Raw genomic sequence first — 18,736 nt, 5'->3', positions numbered from 1 at the left:
CCGCGCGGGTTACCCGCCGACCTTCTTCACCGCGTGCCCGCCGAACTGGTTGCGCAGCGCGGCGACCGCACGCATCGCGGGCGAGTCCTCCTGCCGCGACGCGAACCTGGCGAACAGCGCGGCCGAGATGACCGGCGCGGGCACGGCGTGGTCGATGGCCTCTTCGAGCGTCCACCGGCCTTCGCCGGAATCCTCGACGTAGCCCTCGAGGTCGTCGAGCTCCGGGTCCTCGTCGAGCGCTCGGACGAGCAGGTCGAGCAGCCAGGACCGGACGACGGTTCCCCGCTGCCAGCCGGTGATCACCGCGGGCACGTCCTCGACGACCTTCGAGGCTTCGAGCAACTCGAAGCCTTCGGCGAAGGCCTGCATCATGCCGTACTCGATGCCGTTGTGGATCATCTTCGCGTAGTGCCCGGCGCCGACGGAGCCAGCGTGCGAGAAGCCTTCCTCGCGCGGACCGTCCGGGCGCAGCGCGTCGAAGATCGGCATCGCGCGCTCGACGTCCGCCGCCGCGCCGCCGACCATCAGGCCGTACCCGTTGTCCTTGCCCCACACGCCACCGGAGACACCAGCGTCGACGTACCCGATTCCCTTGGCGGCCAACAGATCCGCGTTGACCTTGTCGTCGGTGTATTTCGAGTTGCCGCCGTCGATGACCATGTCGCCCTCGGCGAGCAGGTTGCTCAGCTCGACCACCGTCTGCCGCGTCGGGTCACCGGCGGGCACCATGATCCAGACGATCCTCGGACCGTCCAGTTTGGACACCATGTCCTCGAGCGAGGTCGAGTCGGTGACCTCGGGGTTGCGGTCGTAGCCGACCACCTCGATGCCGGCGGCACGCAGCCGCTCGCGCATGTTGAAGCCCATCTTGCCAAGGCCGATCAGACCTAGCTGCACCATGAGTTCCCCTTGGTAGGTAACGAAAATTGTCGGGTCAGCCGGGCAGGCGGACCGGCATCAGCAGGTAGAGGTAACCCGGGATCAGGTCGCCGTTCTCGTCGGCTGGCTTGATCAGCGCGGGGCGGTTCGGCGTGGTGAACGTCAGCTCCGCGCGGTCGGCGTGCAACGCGCCGAGGCCGTCGACGAGGTAGCCGGGGTTGAACGCGATGGTGACCGGTTCGCCCTCGTAGTCGACCTGGAGTTCCTCTTCGGCGCTGCCTTCGTCATCGCCGCCGGCCGAGAGCCGCAGCGTGCCGTCGTCGAACTCCAGCCGGACCTGGGTGCCTCGCTCGGCGACGAGCGAAACGCGCTTGATGGCGTCGGCGAGCGCGGAAACCCCGATCACCGCGCGCGACGAGTGCTGCGCGGGCAGCAGCTGCCGATACGGCGGGAACTCGGCGTCGAGCAGCCGGGTGGTGGTCGAGCGGCCGGAACCGGTCAGGCCGAGCAGGCCCTCACCGCTGGCGAGCGCGAGCGAGATCGTCGCGCCACCGGAGCCGAGCGACTTGGCGGCTTCGGCGAGCGTGCGCGCCGGCACGAGCACCGCGGCGTCGGCGAGGCCGTCGGCCGGGTTCCAGGTGAACTCGCGCATGGCGAGGCGGAAGCGGTCGGTGGCGACGAGGGTGAGCTTGTCGCCGGAGATCTCCAGCCGCATGCCGGTCAGCATCGGCAGGGTGTCGTCCTTGCCTGCCGCGACCGCGACCTGCGAGACGGCCTGGCCGAACGCGTCGCCGGCGAGCTCACCGGCGAAGGCGGGCTGGGCAGGCAGCTGCGGGTAGTCCTCGACCGGCATGGTCGGCAACGAGAACCGGGCGTTGCCACAGGTGATGGAAGCGCGGGCGCCGTCGACGGCGATCTCGACCGGCTGCGCGGGCAGCGCCTTGGTGATGTCGGCCAGCAGGCGGCCGGAGACCAGCAGGCGGCCGCCGTCGGCGATCGTCGCGGGGACACCGACCGTGGCCGAGACCTCGTAGTCGAAGCCGGAAACGGTCAGCGCGTCGCTGCCGCCTTCCGAACCGGCATCGAGCAGCACACCGCCCAGCACGGGGACGGGAGGCCGGGACGGCAGGCTTCGAGCGACCCACGCGACGGCGTCGGCGAGCCCGTCACGCTCGACGCGGATCTTCATGCGCGCTTCCTTTCGACAGCCGAGCCCGGTGCAGGCCCGAGAAGAGCACCTGAGGTCCGAAGCGGCGATGGACCAGGTGTGGGCCACCCACGTTAGGCCGTCGCCGCGGGCCACGTCACCTCGGCCTGGCGATGCCTTTGTCGACATGTCGTCACATGCGCCGAGCTGTCCCCAATTTCGTCCGCCGCTTGTTTTTATCTTTTGTTCTTCTTCAAGAGATATTTGAACAGCAGTAGTAGTAAGCGTTGTGGATTGTGTGGACAGGTGCCATCTGTGCAGCTCCTGGTAGGCGGGACCGTGTGGACGGGCGGTGTACGCGGCCCGTGGACAGTTCGGGCGATCGGTGGATGGTTTGAAGGTGCCACGTGACCATCCACAGCTATCCACAGTTATCCCCATGGTTGTCCCCAGTCGTGGACGGACTTGTACCCAGGCGCTGGGGATGTCCGATGACCCTTTCCGTGACCTGAATCGCTCGTGCGGGTGACACGCGACAGGTGTGTACAGCATGTGGACTGCCTGGGGAATCCGTGTGGATCATGGTGTGGATTGCCTGTGGATGCACTGTGGACGGTCTGTGGAGCGTTTCCCGTTGTCGCTGTTGGGAGAACTTCGAGCCTGTGGGGCAACTACTCACACCATGGGGATTTTCCCTTGTGTACAAAGAAAAAAGCTCATGACGAGCGCACAGGCCATCCACAGTGCTTGTGTACAAAGAAAATTTCCCCGGACATGAAGAACGCCCCGTCCGGAACGTCGATGCGTTCCGAAACGGGGCGTTCTGGGCTACAGAGGCGGGAGTTACTGCCTCGCGCGCTGCTTGATGCGCGACGTCAGCTCCTGCACCTGATCGTAGATCCGGCGGCGCTCGGCCATCTCCTTGCGGATCTTCTTGTCCGCGTGCATGACCGTGGTGTGGTCGCGGCCGCCGAAGGTCTGCCCGATCTTCGGGAGCGACATGTCCGTCAGCTCACGGCAGAGGTACATCGCGATCTGCCGTGCGGTGGCGAGCGCCTTCGTCTTGCCGGGCCCGCACAGATCGTCGAGCGTCACGTCGAAGAACTCGGCCGTGGCGCCCATGATGGTCGGCGCGGTGATCTCGGGCGCGTGCGAGTCGGGGATCAGGTCCCGCAACACGATCTCGGCGAGCCCGATGTCCACCGGCTGCTGGTTGAGCGAAGCGAACGCGGTGACGCGGATGAGCGCGCCTTCGAGTTCGCGGATGTTCGCCTCGACACGTGCGGCGATGAACTCCAGTACGTCACCGGGTGCGTCGAGCCGGTCCTGCGCGGCCTTCTTACGGAGGATCGCGATACGCGTCTCGAGTTCCGGCGGCTGGATGTCGGTGATCAGGCCCCACTCGAACCGCGTGCGCAGCCGGTCTTCCAGCGTCTCGAGGCGCTTCGGCGGGCGGTCGGACGAAACAACGATCTGCTTGTTCGCGTTGTGGAGGGTGTTGAAGGTATGGAAGAACTCTTCCTGCGTACCTTCTTTTCCTTCCAGGAACTGGATGTCGTCGACGAGCAGGATGTCGATGTCGCGGTAGCGCCGCTGGAACGCGACCTTGCGGTCGTCTCGCAGCGAGTTGATGAAGTCGTTGGTGAATTCTTCCGTCGACACGTAGCGCACGCGCATGCCGGGGAACAGCCGCTGCGCGTAGTGACCGACCGCGTGCAGCAGGTGAGTCTTGCCCAGTCCCGACTCGCCCCAGATGAAGAGCGGGTTGTACGCGCGGGACGGCGCTTCGGCGACCGCGACGGAAGCGGCGTGCGCGAACCGGTTCGACGCGCCGATGACGAACGTGTCGAAGGTGTACTTCTCGTTCAGCCGGGTCTTCGAGGTCTGCGGCTGCGCCGGCGCGGTGTACGGCTGGCCGGCGACGGGGCGGCCGGAGAAGGTCGGCCAGATCTCGCGGACGGTGCCGAGCGCTTCGCCTTCCTCGTCCACCTCTTCATCGTCGTCCTCGGCGTCAGCGGGCTTCGTCTGCTCGACGAGATGGCGCGACGGCGGATAGACGACTTCTTCTTCGAGCTGAGCGGGCGGCTCGGGGAGCGTGCGGCTGCCGTTCTCCCTGCCGACGGATTCCCCCCGACCGGGTGAGGCCGAATAGCGGGGCTCGGGCGACGGGGGCGGAGTGCTGGAGACCGTTTCGGTGCTGTCGACCTTCACCGCGAGCGAGACCTGACGGCCGAGCCTGCGGGAGAGCGCCTCGGTGATCGCGCCGCGGAGCGCGCGCTCGATCGCCTCCTTGGCGAAGTCGCTCGGTGCGGCCAGCAGCGCGGTGCCGTCGAGCAGGCCGATCGGCCTGGTCACGCGCATCCACGCACGTTGCTGCGGGGAAAGGGTGCCCTCGGAGAGCTCGCGGACCACCTGTTCCCAGATGACCCCCAGGTTGTACTGGTGTTCGGACACCTACTCGGCTCCCCTCCCCTCGCCGCCCCCTGAAAGCGACGCTGAACGCACTGGTCATCACTCGGCTGAACAGTCGAGACCACACAATGGAGTCTCATCTTGGACCGATATGCTCACCGGCGCAGCAGGTATCCACATAGTTGTCCACAGCTGTGCACTAATGTACGGCGACCCGTCACGGCTCTACCCGCGGGTTCGACGTCGGTGTCCGCAGCGCATCGGCTACGGGACCACTTATTCTGCGCACCTGGACCGGCGACTGTGAGAGGGGCCACGCTAACAAGCGCCGCGTCCTGCCACAAGTCATCGTTGGGTGCAAGCATTTCACGGTGCCCGGCGTGTTGCCATTCGGTGCCCGGCACCCGGTGTGGCCTGCTCTTATGAGCGGTCGCGGTCCGTGGTCGAGGGGGCGGTTCCAGCTCCCCCGAAGCGGGTGCGTACCCTCGTAAGGTCTCCCGCTTTCGGCGGGTGCGTTTCGTGCGCCCACGAAGTCGTCACTTCGAGCTACGACACCACACGTTGGTAGGAGACACCACAGACTGCCGTGCCGACAGGTACGACACGCCGGTTGCCGGTCAACGCAACAGGCGACCCACTGTCGAGACCAGGAGAACTTGAGCCGTGAGCAAGGGTAAGCGCACCTTCCAGCCGAACAACCGCCGACGCGCTCGGACCCACGGGTTCCGGCTGCGGATGCGGACCCGCGCGGGCCGCGCCATCTTGGCCGCCCGTCGCCGCAAGGGCCGTGAGGCCCTGTCCGCCTGATCCGGCCGTCGTCGAGGCGCGCCGTGTTGCCTGCTGCCGCCCGCCTTCGGCGTGGCGAGGACTTCCGCACCGTGATGCGGCGTGGAGTCCGCGCCGGCAAGCGCCGCCTCGTCGTGCACGCACTGACCACAGACCCGCCAGGGCAGCCCGATGGCGCCCGGGCGGGTTTTGTGGTGAGCAAGGCCGTCGGTAATTCGGTGGTCCGCCACCGGGTGACCAGGCGACTCCGTCATCTCATTTCGGCGCGGCTCGGAACACTGCCCGCCGGCTGCTCGTTGGTCATACGGGCATTACCTCCGGCCGCGGACGCCACCAGCGCGGAACTCGGCTCGGATCTCGACGCGTCACTGCGGCGGCTCGGGCTGCTGCGCCCGCGCGGCGCGAACCACGGCGCCGACAACAACGACGGATCACCGGTGTGAACGAAACTGAGGCTGCCACCACGCGGGACCCGGCCAAGCCCGGCCCGGTCGCGTGGGTCCTGCTGCTGCCCATCAGGTTCTACCGGAAGGTGATCTCCCCCTTCTTCCCACCGGCCTGCCGCTTCTATCCGAGCTGCAGCGCGTACGCGGTGGAAGCACTCACCCGGCACGGCGCGGCCCGCGGCTCCTATCTCGCGGCGCGGCGGCTGCTGCGCTGTGGCCCGTGGACACCGCCTGGCCGCGACCCCGTGCCGGACAAGTTCTCCTGGCGGCGCGCCCCAAGACCTGAAACACCAATCGAGGAGTAGTTCAGTGCTCGACTTCATCTACTACCCCGTGTCCTTCATCCTGTGGTGTTGGCACAAGGTCTTCGGGCTCGTCTTCGGCGAGGCCAACGCGGTCTCGTGGATCCTCGCGATCATCTTCCTGACGTTCACCGTGCGCGGCATCATGTTCAAGCCGTTCGTGAACCAGGTCCGGTCGATGAAGAAGATGCAGGACTTCGCGCCGGAGATGAAGAAGGTCCAGAAGAAGTACGCGAACGACCGGCAGCGTCAAGCGCAGGAGATGCAGAAGCTCCAGAAGGAGCACGGCGTCAACCCGCTCGGCTCCTGCCTGCCGATGCTGCTGCAGATCCCGGTCTTCATCGGCCTGAACCACGTGCTCCGGATGTTCACCATCAACCCGGTGCATCCCGGCATGCCGAAGACCGAGAACTACTTCTTCAGCGGGGCCGGCGTCGACTCGTACGTCAACGCGAAGCTCTTCGGTGTCAACCTCGGTGAGGCCATCTACAACGGCGTGAGCGTCGTCAGTGGCGCGAACGCCTCCGGTGGCTTCCACTGGCACGTCGCGCCGGTCGCGATCCCGCTGATGATCGTCGCCAGCATCGCGACGCACCTGACCGCGCGTCACTCGGTCGCCCGCCAGAACCCCGAGTCGGCGACCCCGCAGACCGCGATGATGAACAAGCTGACGATGTACATCTTCCCGCTCGGTGTGCTCGTGTTCGGTGCGCTGTTCCCGCTCGGCCTTCTCTTCTACTGGCTCGCGAACAACGGCTGGACCCTGATGCAGCAGCGTCTCGTCTACACGAAGATCGACAAGGAAGAAGAGACCAAGAAGGCCGAGGCCATCGAGAAGCGCTCCGCGCTCGGCCCCAAGCCGGGTCAGAAGCCCGCCGTCGGCCAGAAGCCGGTCCAGCAGAAGAAGACGCAGCGCAACGCCGGCCAGCCGAGCAAGGTGGCCAAGGCGGGCTCCCCCCACGGTTTCGCGCAGAGCGATTCCGCGGCCAAGAACGGCACCAAGGATTCGAGCTCGGACGCCGAGAAGACCAAGAACGGCACGGCGATCCCCAGCCTCGACACGGACTCAACGAAGAAGTCGGGCCGGAAGCGTCGCTGACGCTGCCGAGGCCTTGAGAGGAGACGAATGATGTCGGAGACGGTCGACACGATCGACGCCGAACAGAACGACGCCGCAGCTTCGGAGGCGACCGAAGAGACGGTGAAGGGTCAGCGATCGGCAGTCGTCGACGATGACACCTTGGTAAAGGAAGGCGACATCGCCGGGGACTACCTCGAGCGCCTGCTCGACCTTCTCGACTACGACGGTGACATCGACCTCGACGTCGAAGCGGGCCGCGCGATCGTCAGCATCGACGGTGGCGAGGACCTCGAGAAGCTCGTGGGCCCGCGCGGCACGGTGCTCGAGGCGCTGCAGGAGCTGACCCGGCTCGCGGTCCAGCAGGAGACCGGCTCGCGCAGCCGCCTCATGCTGGACATCGCGGGCTGGCGTGCCGACCGCCGCGAGGAGCTTCGCGAGCTCGGCCGCTCCACCGCGCAGACGGTCATCGAGACCGGCGAGCGCGTGCGGCTCCAGCCGATGAGCCCGTTCGAGCGCAAGGTCGTCCACGACGCCGTCGCGGCCGTCGATGGCGTGCGCAGCGAGAGCGAGGGCGAAGACCCGAAGCGTCGCGTGGTGGTCTCCCCCGCCTGACGCGGTAGTACTGAGAGCGGCCCGCCGGTGATCCGGCGGGCCGCTTTTTTGTCGGCCGGGTGAGATAAGAGTCGAATTACACGCGTGGCGTTTCACGTGAAACCAAGCATCAGGGACAATCGAACGAAGCACGTTTCACGTGAAACGTGCGGGCGTTGAGGAGTCATTCAGTGAGCTTGGACAGCGTCGCCGTCGCGGCGCGCACGGTCTTCGGTGACCGCATCGACCAAGCCGAGGCCTACGTGGAACTGCTCCGGGTGCATGGGGTGGAGCGCGGGCTGATCGGCCCACGGGAAGTCGACCGGCTGTGGGAGCGTCACGTTCTCAACTCGGCGGTGATCGGCGAGCGCGTGCCGAAGGGTGCGCGGGTGGTCGACGTCGGGTCTGGCGCGGGCCTTCCCGGAGTGCCGCTGGCGATCGCGCGACCGGACCTCGATATCGTTCTGTTGGAGCCGATGGCTCGCCGGGTCGACTGGCTCGCCGAGGTGGCTGACAAGTTGGACCTCTCCATCACCATCGTGCGAGGACGCGCGGAGGAGCGACAGGTGCGTGCCGATCTCGGCGGCGCCGATGTGGTCACCGCCCGTGCGGTCGCTCCGCTCGCCAAGCTCGCCGGATGGTGTCTTCCGCTGGCGCGTCCCGAGGGCATCCTGCTGGCCCTTAAGGGCGCGAGCGCCGCGGAGGAGATCGAGCGGGACCGGGACGCGGTGCGGCGGTCCGGTGGCGGTACGCCCGAGCTGTTCGAGGTCGGCGCGGCCGTGTTGGAGGTGCCCAGCTTGGTGGTCGTGATCCCGCGACTCCCCGCTCCTGCTCGACGAAAAGGCAAGAAGTAAGGCCCCGGCCGCGTCATGTTCCACGTGAAACACGCGCGGTTAGTCCCCCTAGTCGTCAAGAACAAGAGGAGGTGTCTAGACCGGTGAACCCGCCGTCGTCAGACTCCGCGAGCACCGGCCACGAGTTGGGCTGGACGCCGATCGCCGAGGAAGCAGTGCGCGCCGCGAGCGTGCTCCACCCCAAGGCGAACCAGCTGCCTCGCCCCGACCGCCGCCGCGTCCTGACCGTCGCCAACCAGAAGGGCGGCGTCGGCAAGACGACCAGCACGGTCAACCTGGCCGCTGCCCTCGCGGTGCACGGACTCAAGACACTCGTGATCGACCTGGACCCCCAGGGGAACGCCAGCACGGCGCTCGACATCGAGCACCGCTCCGGCACCCCCTCTATCTATGAGGTGCTCATCGGCGAGGTCTCGCTCGCCGAGGCTGCGGCGGTCAGCGCGCAGTCCCCCAACCTCTATTGCGTCCCCGCCACGATCGACCTCGCCGGTGCCGAGATCGAGCTCGTCTCGATGGTTTCCCGTGAGTCTCGGCTCAAGGAGGCGCTGTCGTCAGAGGTGCTCGACGAGATCGGCGTCGACTACGTCCTCATCGACTGCCCGCCATCGCTCGGTCTCCTGACCGTCAACGCGATGGTGGCGGCACAAGAGGTGCTCATCCCCATCCAGTGCGAGTACTACGCGCTGGAGGGTCTGGGGCAGCTGCTGAGCAACATCGAGCTCGTGCAGAAGCACCTCAATCCCGACCTCGAGGTCTCCACGATTCTGCTCACCATGTACGACGGCCGGACCAAGCTGGCCGACCAGGTGACGCAGGAGGTCCGTAACCACTTCGGTGACACGGTCCTCAAGACCGTCATCCCGCGCAGTGTGAAGGTCTCCGAGGCGCCCGGCTACGGCCAGACGGTTCTCGCCTACGACCCCGGATCCCGCGGCGCTATGAGCTACATCGACGCGGCCAAGGAGCTGGCCAACCGCGGCACGGTGAACGGCAAGAAGGAGGGGACGTTGTGACCGAACGCAGAGGAGGGCTCGGCAGGGGGCTCGCGGCGCTGATCCCGACGGGGCCGGCGCCTGGCGCCCCGCCCGCGGCGGGCGGCAACGGCGTCGCCTCCGAGGCGGTTCTCCGTGAGGCGGACAAGACTCGGGCGGCCGCCAACGCGGGTTCGAACGGTGGCGGCGAGGTGGCAGGCGCGGTCTACCGCGAGATCCCGCTCAGCTCCATCAAGCCGAACCCGAAGCAGCCGCGCCAGGTCTTCGACGAGGAGGCGCTCGCCGAGCTGGAGCACTCGATCCGCGAGTTCGGGCTCATGCAGCCCATCGTGGTTCGCGAGCTTCCCGGCGAGGAGTACGAGCTCGTCATGGGCGAGCGGCGCATGCGTGCGTCGCAGCAGGCGGAGCTCGAGTTCATCCCGGCGATCGTCCGGCAGACCGCCGACGAGTCGATGCTGCGCGACGCGCTGCTCGAGAACATCCACCGCGTCCAGCTGAACCCGCTCGAAGAAGCGGCCGCGTATCAGCAGCTGCTCGACGAGTTCGCCGTGACCCACGAGGAGCTCGCCAGCCGGATCGGCCGCAGCCGCCCGGTCATCACGAACACCATCCGGTTGCTGAAGCTCCCGCTTCCCGTCCAGCGCCGGGTCGCCGCGGGCGTCCTCTCGGCCGGGCACGCGCGTGCGCTGCTGTCGTTGGAGGACGCTGGCAGTCAGGAAGAGCTCGCCGCGCGCATTGTCGCGGAGGGTATGTCGGTCCGCGCGACCGAAGAAGCGGTCACGCTCAAGAAGAGCGAGAAGCCGCCGAAGCCGAAGCCCGCTCCCCGCAAGCCGATGCTGGCGCCGGGTCTGCAGGACTTGGCCGATCGGCTCTCGGACACCTTCGACACTCGCGTGAAGGTCGACTTGGGTCGTCGCAAAGGCCGGATCGTGCTCGAATTCGGGTCGGTCGACGATCTTGAGCGCATCGTCTCGATCATGGACGGAAAAGGGACAATTCAGACGCCGGAAACGGACTAGGGATCACCCAGGGTCGTTTCGTCACGGTGACAATTGCTCACCGTTGGCGGAACACTGCGTTGGGTGATCCCTAGGATCGCTCTGTTTTTCGCGCGAGCAAGACGGCTTGCGGCCGGTTCTCTTCCCACAAGAGCCGGGCGGTGACCGTGAATCCGGCACCGCCCAGAAGTTCGGCGACGCGGTCGGGTCGCAAGCGATACGCCTCGTAGGTGACCGGGTGTCCGTAGGCGCGCGTCGGCTTCAGATGTTCGTCGCCGGCGTGGAAGCCGAGCACGGCATGACCGCCCGGCGCGAGCGTCCGGTGAAACTCGGCGAAGACCGTCGGCAGTAACTCCGGCGGCGTGTGGAAGATCGACCACCACGCGACGATGCCCCCGAGTTCGCCGTCGGGCAGGTCGAGCGCGGTCATCGTGCCGACTTCGAATCGAAGCTCCGGATACGTCCGCCGCGCGATCTCGATCATCTTTGGCGACAAGTCGATTCCGAAGGCGCGCACGCCGAGTTCGTTCAGATGCGCGGTGACCTGTCCGGGCCCGCAGCCGATGTCGGCCACGGGTTCGTCGACGAGTTCCGCGAACGCGGACAGCATCGCGCGACCCAAAGGTTCCACGTGGAACCTCGGCACGATGACATCTACGTAGTCCTCCGCGACCGTGTCATACGACTCGCGGGTCCTGCTCAGATGGGGCGGCTCAGTTGCCGCGTTCAATGGCGCGTCCGACGAGATCGACGAAGACCGAGCCGAGTCCGTTGCCGGACGCTTCGACCGCCATCGGCACGGTGGACGTCTCGGTGAGCCCCGGCGAGAGGTTCACTTCGAGGAACTGCACGGTGCCGTCAGCGGCCACCACGGCGTCGGTCCGCGAGATGTCGCGCAAGCCGAGGATCTTGTGTGCGGCGAGCGCGAGTTCCTCGACCGCCTTCGCCGTCTCCTCGGAAAGCCGAGCTGGCGCGAAGAAGTCAGTGAGGCCGGCGGTGTAGCGGGCGGTGTAGTCGTAGATGCCGTTCTCCGGCACGATCTCGACCGCGGGCAGTGCCTCGGGTCCATCGCCGCGCTCCAGCACCGTCACGGCCACCTCAACGCCGTCGATGAAGCGCTCGGCGAGCACGGTGTCCCCGTACGCGAAGCAGCCGACCATCGCGGCGGGCAGTTCGGAAGCCTCACGGACGACGTGGGTGCCGAGCGCGGAGCCGCCCTGGTCCGGCTTGAGGATCAGCGGGAGGCCGAGTCGATCGACCATCGCGTCGAGCACGGCCTGCGCGCCGAGCTCGCGGAAGGTGCTGCTCGGGAGCACGACCCAGTCCGGGGTGGAGTAGCCGGCCTTGCGCAGCAACGCCTTCGCGGTCGGCTTGTCCCATGCGCGGCGGCAGCCGTCGGAGCTCGTGCCGACGAAGGGCACGTCGAACATCTCCAGGATCGTCTGCACAGAGCCGTTCTCACCCTCACCGCCGTGCAGTGCGACGACGACTGCGCCCGGCTTCTCCTTGCGCAGCCTGGCGAGCAGCTCCGCGTCGGTGTCCCACTCCTCCACGGTCAGTCCCTCGGCGCGGAGCGCGGCGGACAGCCTGCGCCCGGAGCGGAGCGAAACGTCGCGCTCGTGGGAAAGGCCACCAGCGAGCACGGCTACGGTGCGATTGGCCACCGGGATCTCCTCGGAAGTTAAGTGTCCACTGTGGACAGAGTCAGGCCGTGTCAGGGGAAGGTGATTCGGGACCGCTGATCGACCTGGGGCTCACGCTACCGAAGGTACGCACCAGATCCATCTCGGCTTCGAGCACGGAAGCCAGCCGCCGCACGCCTTCGGTGATCCGCTCCGGCGTGGGATAACAGTAGGAAAGGCGTAGCTGCCTGCTGCCGAAGCCGTCGGCGTAGAAGCCGGTGCCCGACGCGTACGCCACCCGCGCGGTGACCGCGCGCGGCAGCATCGCCTTGGTGTCAACGCCTTCCGGCACGGTCATCCAGACGTAGAAACCACCGTCCGGCTTGGTCCAGCTGCAGCCGGGCGGCATGTAGTTGTCGAGCGCGTTGAGGATCGCGTCGCGTCTCTCGCGGTAGTTCTCCTGGAAGTTCTTGATCTGGCCCTGCCAGTCATGCGTCGACAGATAGCGCGACACGATGATCTGGTTGAGCGTCGGCGGGCACAGCGTCGCGGATTCGGCGGCCAGCACCAGCTTCTCGCGCACCGCGTGCGGCGCCAGCACCCAGCCGACGCGCAGACCCGAGGCGAACGTCTTCGAGAACGAGCCGAGGTACACCACGTTGTCCGGGTCGGTCGACCGCAGCGCCGGATAGACCTGGCCGTTGAACCCGAGCAGCCCGTACGGGTTGTCCTCGACGACGAGGATGCCGTACTCGCGGCAGATCTCGAGGATCTCCGCGCGGCGCTCTACAGCCAGCGTGACGCCGGCGGGGTTGTGGAAGTTCGGGATCGTGTAGAGGAACTTGACCCGCAGCTTGTTCTTCTTCGCCTGGGCGAGTGCCTCGCGCAGCGTCTCGGGGACGAGACCGTGCTCGTCCATAGCGACGTGGATGACTTTCGCCTGGTACGCGGTGAACGAGCCCAGCGCGCCGACGTACGAAGGTCCCTCGGCGATGACGACGTCGCCGGGGTCGCAGAAGATGCGGGTGACCATGTCGAGACCCATCTGCGAGCCGACGGTCACCACGATGTCGTCCGGGTGCGCGGAGATGCCCTCAAGGGCCATGATCTCGCAGATCTGGTCGCGCAGCGTCGGAATGCCGTGCGCGGAGCCGTACTGCAGCGCGACCAAGCCCTCTTCGGTGATGATCTCCGAGACCTGGGTGGCGATCGAGTTCAGCGGCAGGGCCGCGAGGTTCGGCATGCCGCCCGCCAGTGACACCACTTCGGGACGGCTCGCGACGGCGAACAGTGCCCGGATCTCCGACGCCGTCATCCCGGCGGTGCGCCTGGCGTACCGGTCAAGGTGGGGGTCGAGGTTGGTGTGGCCGGCTTGCGGCTTGACTGGGTGGTTCTCAGTCATGGGACACTTCCCCCGTGATCGTCGGCGTGGGTCACTACCCGCAGGTTAGCGCCGGACGAGTGTAACCACCCCACCCTGTGGGGTTCCCTACCTTTCGGTCACCGCGACATCGGCCTATCCTGACGATTGGTCTTTTCGGGTGCGCTGGCCGTGGTCATCCGAATCAAAGAGTTGTTGTCGGGGAGGTCGCGTGTCGCGACGCGTCGTGGGCGTCACGCTGGACAACCTGGAGCAGTTGCCGAAACGCTGCCGCAGGTGCGTCTACTGGGAGGTCGCACCCCACCTCAAGGCGCAGGCCGAGGAATACGGCGACACAGAATTCGCGAAGGAAGCCTGGGTTTCGAGCGTGCTGCTCGAATGGGGCTCCTGCGGCCGCATCGTCTACAGCGACACGCTCCCGGTCGGCTTCGTCTTCTACGCGCCCCCGAACGCCGTCCCCCGCGCGCTCGCCTTCCCCACGTCACCGCCCAGCACGGACGCCGTGCTGCTCACGGCTTTCCAGGTGCTGCCGGAGTTCCGCGGTGGCGGGCTCGGCCGCATGCTCGTCCAGGCCGTCGCCAAGGACCTCACGCGCCGCGGTGTGAAGGCCATCGAAGCCTTCGGCGACGCCCAGCCGTCCGAAGACGAGCTCGCCGAGCACAGCTGTGTGGTCCCGGCCTCGTTCCTGCAGTCGGTCGGCTTCAAGACGGTCCGCCCGCATCCCAAGTGGCCCAGGCTCCGCCTCGAACTGCGTTCGGCGATCTCCTGGAAGGAAGACGTCGAAGCCGCGCTCGAGCGCCTGCTCGGTCAGGTCACCATCACCACGGCGGAACCGAGCCTCGGCCGCGCCTGATGTTTCACGGGAAACGGCGAGTGATCCACACCCGTCCGTAGCACATCTTGTGGTCCGAGGGCAGCCCTTATTCCGCAGGTTGTGTATAGCTGTGGACCACTACCCGAGTTATCCACAGATCGCTGATGAGCGCCTCGCGCACGCTGTGGATGGATACGATGTAGCTGGGCACGGACCCCAGGGAGGGCGGGGGTACGTAAATGGCCGAAAGCGCGAAAAAACTTCGCGGAAATCGGTGAAATGAGCGGCTTGGTCAGCTCTTCGCGAGCTCGTGGGCCAAGACGTCGGCGAAGGTGAAGGTGCCGGTCGGCTGGTCGCCCTCGCCGAGCAGGTACAGGCGCTTGACCGCGACCAGGATTCCTTCGGCGACGAGGTCACGGAAGGCCGGGTCGGCGAGCCTGCGGCTGTCCTCCGGGTTGGTGAGATAGCCGATCTCGACCCGGACCGCTGGGCAGCGGGTGCGGGTGAAGATCTCCCAGGTCTTGTAATGCGTGCGGCAGTCCAGCAGGCCGGTACGGGCCGCGAGCTCACGCTGGATGAAGCCGGCGAGCAGTTCGCCCACTGTCGACGTGGTGCCGTTGCCGGTGCCGAAGTGGAAGCTCGCGACGCCCTGGGCCTTCGGGGACCGGTTGCCGTCGCTGTGCAGCGAGAGGAACAGGTCCGCGCCGGCGTCGTTGGCGAACTGGGCGCGCTCGGCCTCGGACGGGCTGTGGTTCGGGCCGCGCGAGATCAGCGCCTCCATGCCGGTGGCCTTCATCCGGCCTTCCAGGCGACGGGCGAGGTCCCAGGCGATGTCGGCCTCACGCAGGCCGCTGGCGGCGACACCGAGGTCCTGGCCACCGTGGCCGGGGTCGATGACGATGCGCTTGCCACGCAGCCGCGGGCCCGCGCGCCGGACCTGCTCCTGCTCGCGCAGGAACACCGGGCGGCCGCCGCGCACGCGCGGGGAGAGCTGGTTCAGGTTGCGGACCGTCGACGGTCCGCAGATGCCGTCCGCGACGAGGCCGAAGTTGCGCTGGAAGTCCTTCAGCGCCTTCTCGGTCTGCGGGCCGAAGGCGCCATCGGGCCGACCGGCGTCGAAGCCGAGTTCGGTGAGGCGCTCCTGCAGCGCGAAGACGTCGTCGCCGTGCACAGGGGACGAGATCAGGTATGCGAGGGGCCTGCTGCCCAGGTGGAAGCTGGCACCACGGAGTGCGCGGTAGGTCGCCGGGCCCACCACCCCATCGGTGATCAGGCCGCGACGCTGCTGGAAGGCACGGATGGCCTGCTCCACCGGAACATCGAAGACATCCGAGTTCACCAGGGGAAGCAGGGTCAGGCCGACCAGGACGGACCTGATCTCGGCGACGTCGGGTCCGGCGTCACCGCGGCGGAGTACCCGCATGCACTCCTCGCTTTTCCTTGGGCACCGATTCGTCGATGCGAGGCAATGAAAACCACAACTGGGGACGACCCAGGCCCACTATTGTGCCTTGTGAACTCTGTGTAAGTGCGTAGGGCCATGGCTAACTGAAAAGAAAAACCCGGGAGTCACGCGCAAACTAGCACGTCACTCCCGGGTTTCCGGGTGCCGAAAGGCTCAGAGCACGTCAGACAGATCCTTCAGCAGAGCGGGCTTCGGCTTCGCGCCGACGATCGTCTTCACCGGCTTGCCACCCTGGAACAGGATCAGCGTCGGGATGGACATGACCTGGTAGTCACGCGCCGTGTTCGGGTTGGCGTCGATGTCGAGCTTGGCGATGGTCAGCTTCTCGCCGTGCTCGGCCGCGATCTCGTCCAGCACGGGCGCGACCATCTTGCACGGGCCGCACCAGGTGGCCCAGAAGTCGACCAGGACCGGCTTCTCACTGGTCAGGACATCGTCGACGAACGACGAGTCGGTCACCTTGACGGTGTTGGACATCTTGATCTCCTTCGGTGAGGGTGGGTCAGTTGGCGGACGCGGCGCCGTAGCCGCCGCCGACGAGTTCAGGTGCTTCGTGCGCGCCTTCCGCGCCATGCTCGGCGAGCCAGCGTTCCGCATCGATCGCGGCGGCGCAGCCTGAGCCTGCCGCGGTGATGGCCTGGCGGTAGGTGTGGTCCACCAGATCGCCTGCCGCGAAAACGCCTTCGAGGTTCGTGTATGTGCTGGGCGCCTTCGTGACCACGTAGCCCTCGTCGTCCACGTCGACCTGGCCGCGCACGAGCTGGCTGCGCGGGTCGTGCCCGATCGCCACGAAGAAGCCGGTGACGTCGATCGTCGACTCTTCGCCGGTGACCGTGTCCTTCAGCTTCAGCGCCTCGACCTTGCCTTCGCCGAGGACCTCGGTGACCTGAGAGTTCAGCTTCCACTTGATCTTCTCGTTGGCGCGGGCGCGCTCGAGCATGATCTTCGACGCGCGGAACTCGTCGCGCCGGTGGACGATCGTGACCGACTTCGCGAACTTGGTCAGGAAGGTCGCTTCCTCCATCGCCGAGTCGCCACCCCCGGCGACCACGATGTCGTGGTCGCGGAAGAAGAAGCCGTCACAGGTCGCACACGAGGACACACCGCGGCCGAGCAGCTCCTGCTCGCCGGGCACGTAGAAGTAGCGGGCGGCGGCGCCCATCGCGAGCACGACCGCGCGGGCCGCGTACCGGACGCCGTTCGCGGTGACGTACTTGACGTCACCGGTCAGCTCCAGCGACTCGACGTCCTCCGCGCGCAGCTCGGCGCCGAAGCGCTCGGCCTGCTTGCGCATCTCCTCCATGAGGTCCGGGCCCTGGATGCCGTCGCGGAAGCCGGGGAAGTTCTCGACCTCCGTCGTCGTCATCAGCGCGCCACCGAACTGGGTGCCCTCGAACACCAGCGGTTCGAGCTGCGCCCGCGCCGCGTACACGGCGGCGGTGTAACCCGCAGGACCGGATCCGACGATGATCAGGTTCCTGATTTCCTCGGCAGCCACCGATACCTCCGACTCGTTGTGACCTGTACCAGGCTCAACATGATCGTAGGTGGCGATTGTTCCCGAGCGTGACCGGTGCTACTTCTCCCCGATTGTCTTGTCGAACAACTTGGCGCAGCCGGTGTCGAAAGCGACGATCCGGTACTGGGCGAAGGTGCCGGTGGTGAGGATGACCATGGTGCCTGCCTTGCCGCTCACGTTCACCGGCTGAATGCCGGCAGGGGCGATCTCCGGGTCGAACCCGGCGGCCTTGAGACACGCGTCGAGCTTCTGCTGGTTCAGCAGCGGGCCGTAGTCGGTCACGCCGAGTCCCTTGCCGACCAGCGCCTCCGAACCGGCGCCATCGGGACCGACCGGCGGTCCGCTCGGCACGGGCGCGGCGACGCCGGGCGTGCTCGCGTCCTTGGACGAGGTACTAGGAACGATGACCGCGACGGCGACCACGGCCGCGGCTGCCGCGGTAAGGATCCCGGCACCCCAGCCCATCTGCTTCTTGCGACGACGTTGCCGGGCCGCGTCGAGACTCACGACAGGTGCGACGGGCGCTGAGCCTGCTTGTCGCTGCCGCGGGAAGGCGGCCTGGACCTCCTCCGCGAGCGCGGCGTCGAGCCGGGCCGCGTACTCGGCGGGCATCGGCACCGCTTCGGTTGCCAGCCCGGCGAGGTCGGCCTGTGTCGACTCGAGCGCTTCGATGATCGCGCGCGCTTCCGGATCGGCGTTCACCAGTGGCCACAGTTCGGCCGCCTGATGCTCGTCCAGCACTCCCGCGTGCAGATCGGCGAGCACGTCGACAGACCACGGCGGGCCGACGGCACCGCCAAGCCCCCGAATTTCGTCCGTCATCGTCCCTCCCGTTTGCTTTCGTGAGTTGGGACGTTCGCATCTGCATTGGGGTTCCGCAGATGACCGAGAACCTTGGCGAGCTTGGCGCGGCCACGCGCGCACCGGCTCTTGACGGTGCCTTCGGCGATACCGAGCAGTTTCGCGGTGTCGGCGACGGAGTAGCCCTCGACGTCGACGAGCACGATCGGCGCACGCTGGTCCTCGGGAAGCGTGTCGAGCGCTTCCTTGATGATCAGCTTCGTCTCGCGCTCGGACATCGAGTCGCCGGGCGCGGCGGGTTCGTTGAACTCGCCGGACTCCGGCATCGGGACCGTCGGGCGCGCCTGGCGGCGGCGGATCCGGTCCAGGCAGGCGTTCACCACGATGCGGTGCAGCCAGGTGGTGACCTGGGATTCGGCACGGAAATTGCCCGCGGCTCTGAACGCCGAGATGAAGGCGTCCTGCAACGCGTCGGCGGCTTCTTCGGGATCACGCACGGTGCGGAGCGCTACCGCCCACATTCGGTCGCGATGCCGCCGAACCAGTTCGCTGAACGCATGCGGATCTCCGGCGGCGTGCGCCTGTATGAGATCCGCATCCGTGGGTATGGCTGCGGTCACCCGAGAAGAGTACTAAGTGATCGACT

At 67.1% G+C, this 18,736-nt stretch carries 20 protein-coding genes; 9 read left to right on the top strand and 11 right to left on the bottom strand.

Annotated elements, in window-relative coordinates; all coding sequences use genetic code 11:
- Positions 1-9 precede the first annotated feature (9 nt).
- The 3 genes from gnd to dnaA form a co-directional block, all read right to left on the bottom strand.
- Positions 10-900: a phosphogluconate dehydrogenase (NAD(+)-dependent, decarboxylating) gene (gnd, locus tag ACFV15_RS02090; protein WP_378348262.1), complete on the bottom strand. Its 891-nt coding sequence runs from the start codon at positions 898-900 to the stop codon at positions 10-12.
- Between the two features lie 34 nt (positions 901-934).
- Positions 935-2,068: a DNA polymerase III subunit beta gene (gene dnaN, locus ACFV15_RS02085; RefSeq protein WP_378348261.1), complete on the bottom strand. Its 1,134-nt coding sequence runs from the start codon at positions 2,066-2,068 to the stop codon at positions 935-937.
- An 801-nt stretch (positions 2,069-2,869) separates the two neighbouring features.
- Positions 2,870-4,480, bottom strand: a complete 1,611-nt coding sequence (gene dnaA, locus ACFV15_RS02080; RefSeq protein ID WP_378348260.1) for a chromosomal replication initiator protein DnaA — start codon at positions 4,478-4,480, stop codon at positions 2,870-2,872.
- Between the two features lie 621 nt (positions 4,481-5,101).
- Here dnaA and rpmH point away from each other — a divergent pair.
- From rpmH to ACFV15_RS02040, 8 genes are all read left to right on the top strand, one after another.
- A complete protein-coding gene (gene rpmH, locus ACFV15_RS02075; protein ID WP_378348259.1) occupies positions 5,102-5,245 on the top strand; it encodes a 50S ribosomal protein L34 in 144 nt (47 codons plus the stop codon).
- A gap of 23 nt (positions 5,246-5,268) precedes the next feature.
- The gene (gene rnpA / locus ACFV15_RS02070) at positions 5,269-5,667 is read left to right on the top strand and encodes a ribonuclease P protein component (protein ID WP_378348258.1); all 399 of its coding nucleotides are present in this window, start codon (positions 5,269-5,271) and stop codon (positions 5,665-5,667) included.
- Entirely contained in the window at positions 5,655-5,975 is a 321-nt protein-coding gene (gene yidD, locus ACFV15_RS02065) for a membrane protein insertion efficiency factor YidD (RefSeq protein ID WP_378348290.1), read from the top strand. The genes rnpA and yidD overlap by 13 nt, the downstream gene beginning before the upstream one ends.
- Before the next feature lie 4 nt (positions 5,976-5,979).
- Positions 5,980-7,071, top strand: a complete 1,092-nt coding sequence (gene yidC, locus ACFV15_RS02060; protein WP_378348257.1) for a membrane protein insertase YidC — start codon at positions 5,980-5,982, stop codon at positions 7,069-7,071.
- Positions 7,072-7,101: 30 nt separating this feature from the next.
- The gene (locus tag ACFV15_RS02055; protein ID WP_378348256.1) at positions 7,102-7,665 is read left to right on the top strand and encodes a protein jag; all 564 of its coding nucleotides are present in this window, start codon (positions 7,102-7,104) and stop codon (positions 7,663-7,665) included.
- A gap of 170 nt (positions 7,666-7,835) precedes the next feature.
- Positions 7,836-8,498: a 16S rRNA (guanine(527)-N(7))-methyltransferase RsmG gene (rsmG, locus tag ACFV15_RS02050; protein WP_378348255.1), complete on the top strand. Its 663-nt coding sequence runs from the start codon at positions 7,836-7,838 to the stop codon at positions 8,496-8,498.
- 83 nt (positions 8,499-8,581) lie between these two features.
- Entirely contained in the window at positions 8,582-9,511 is a 930-nt protein-coding gene (locus ACFV15_RS02045) for a ParA family protein (protein WP_378348289.1), read from the top strand.
- Entirely contained in the window at positions 9,508-10,509 is a 1,002-nt protein-coding gene (locus ACFV15_RS02040; protein ID WP_378348254.1) for a ParB/RepB/Spo0J family partition protein, read from the top strand. The genes ACFV15_RS02045 and ACFV15_RS02040 overlap by 4 nt, the downstream gene beginning before the upstream one ends.
- 70 nt (positions 10,510-10,579) lie before the next feature.
- Here the strand turns inward: ACFV15_RS02040 and ACFV15_RS02035 are convergent, their stop codons facing one another.
- Genes ACFV15_RS02035 through ACFV15_RS02025 form a run of 3 tightly spaced genes read right to left on the bottom strand, consistent with a single transcriptional unit; the run spans position 10,580 to position 13,512 of the window.
- A complete protein-coding gene (locus ACFV15_RS02035) occupies positions 10,580-11,218 on the bottom strand; it encodes a class I SAM-dependent DNA methyltransferase (RefSeq protein WP_378348253.1) in 639 nt (212 codons plus the stop codon).
- The gene (locus ACFV15_RS02030) at positions 11,202-12,152 is read right to left on the bottom strand and encodes a D-alanine--D-alanine ligase (RefSeq protein ID WP_378348252.1); all 951 of its coding nucleotides are present in this window, start codon (positions 12,150-12,152) and stop codon (positions 11,202-11,204) included. The genes ACFV15_RS02035 and ACFV15_RS02030 overlap by 17 nt, the downstream gene beginning before the upstream one ends.
- Positions 12,153-12,192: 40 nt before the next feature.
- Positions 12,193-13,512 carry a PLP-dependent aminotransferase family protein gene (locus tag ACFV15_RS02025; protein ID WP_378348251.1) on the bottom strand — a complete coding sequence of 440 codons (1,320 nt, stop codon included), beginning with the start codon at positions 13,510-13,512 and terminating at the stop codon, positions 12,193-12,195.
- Positions 13,513-13,702: 190 nt separating this feature from the next.
- Between ACFV15_RS02025 and ACFV15_RS02020 the strand changes: the two genes are divergently transcribed.
- On the top strand, positions 13,703-14,344 hold the full coding sequence (locus tag ACFV15_RS02020; RefSeq protein ID WP_378348250.1) for a GNAT family N-acetyltransferase: 642 nt from the start codon (positions 13,703-13,705) through the stop codon (positions 14,342-14,344).
- A 253-nt stretch (positions 14,345-14,597) separates the two neighbouring features.
- Here ACFV15_RS02020 and ACFV15_RS02015 read toward each other — a convergent pair whose 3' ends face one another.
- The 5 genes from ACFV15_RS02015 to sigM all read right to left on the bottom strand — a co-directional run bounded on the left by ACFV15_RS02015 (position 14,598) and on the right by sigM (position 18,710).
- Positions 14,598-15,728: an N-acetylmuramoyl-L-alanine amidase gene (locus tag ACFV15_RS02015; protein ID WP_378348249.1), complete on the bottom strand. Its 1,131-nt coding sequence runs from the start codon at positions 15,726-15,728 to the stop codon at positions 14,598-14,600.
- A gap of 195 nt (positions 15,729-15,923) precedes the next feature.
- Positions 15,924-16,247 carry a thioredoxin gene (gene trxA / locus ACFV15_RS02010; RefSeq protein WP_091288845.1) on the bottom strand — a complete coding sequence of 108 codons (324 nt, stop codon included), beginning with the start codon at positions 16,245-16,247 and terminating at the stop codon, positions 15,924-15,926.
- 25 nt (positions 16,248-16,272) lie between these two features.
- Positions 16,273-17,268 (bottom strand): thioredoxin-disulfide reductase, encoded by a 996-nt coding sequence (gene trxB, locus ACFV15_RS02005; RefSeq protein WP_378348248.1) that lies wholly within the window; start codon positions 17,266-17,268, stop codon positions 16,273-16,275.
- 78 nt (positions 17,269-17,346) lie between these two features.
- Positions 17,347-18,111, bottom strand: coding sequence for a hypothetical protein (locus ACFV15_RS02000; RefSeq protein ID WP_378348247.1), 765 nt, complete (start codon positions 18,109-18,111; stop codon positions 17,347-17,349).
- On the bottom strand, positions 18,108-18,710 hold the full coding sequence (gene sigM / locus ACFV15_RS01995) for an RNA polymerase sigma factor SigM (RefSeq protein ID WP_378348246.1): 603 nt from the start codon (positions 18,708-18,710) through the stop codon (positions 18,108-18,110). The genes ACFV15_RS02000 and sigM overlap by 4 nt, the downstream gene beginning before the upstream one ends.
- Positions 18,711-18,736 lie beyond the last annotated feature (26 nt).

Source organism: Amycolatopsis sp. NPDC059657, from assembly GCF_042734395.1.
Classification (GTDB): domain Bacteria; phylum Actinomycetota; class Actinomycetes; order Mycobacteriales; family Pseudonocardiaceae; genus Amycolatopsis.
Note: the sequence above shows the minus strand (reverse complement) of the source record. Positions and strands in the feature narration are given on the sequence as shown.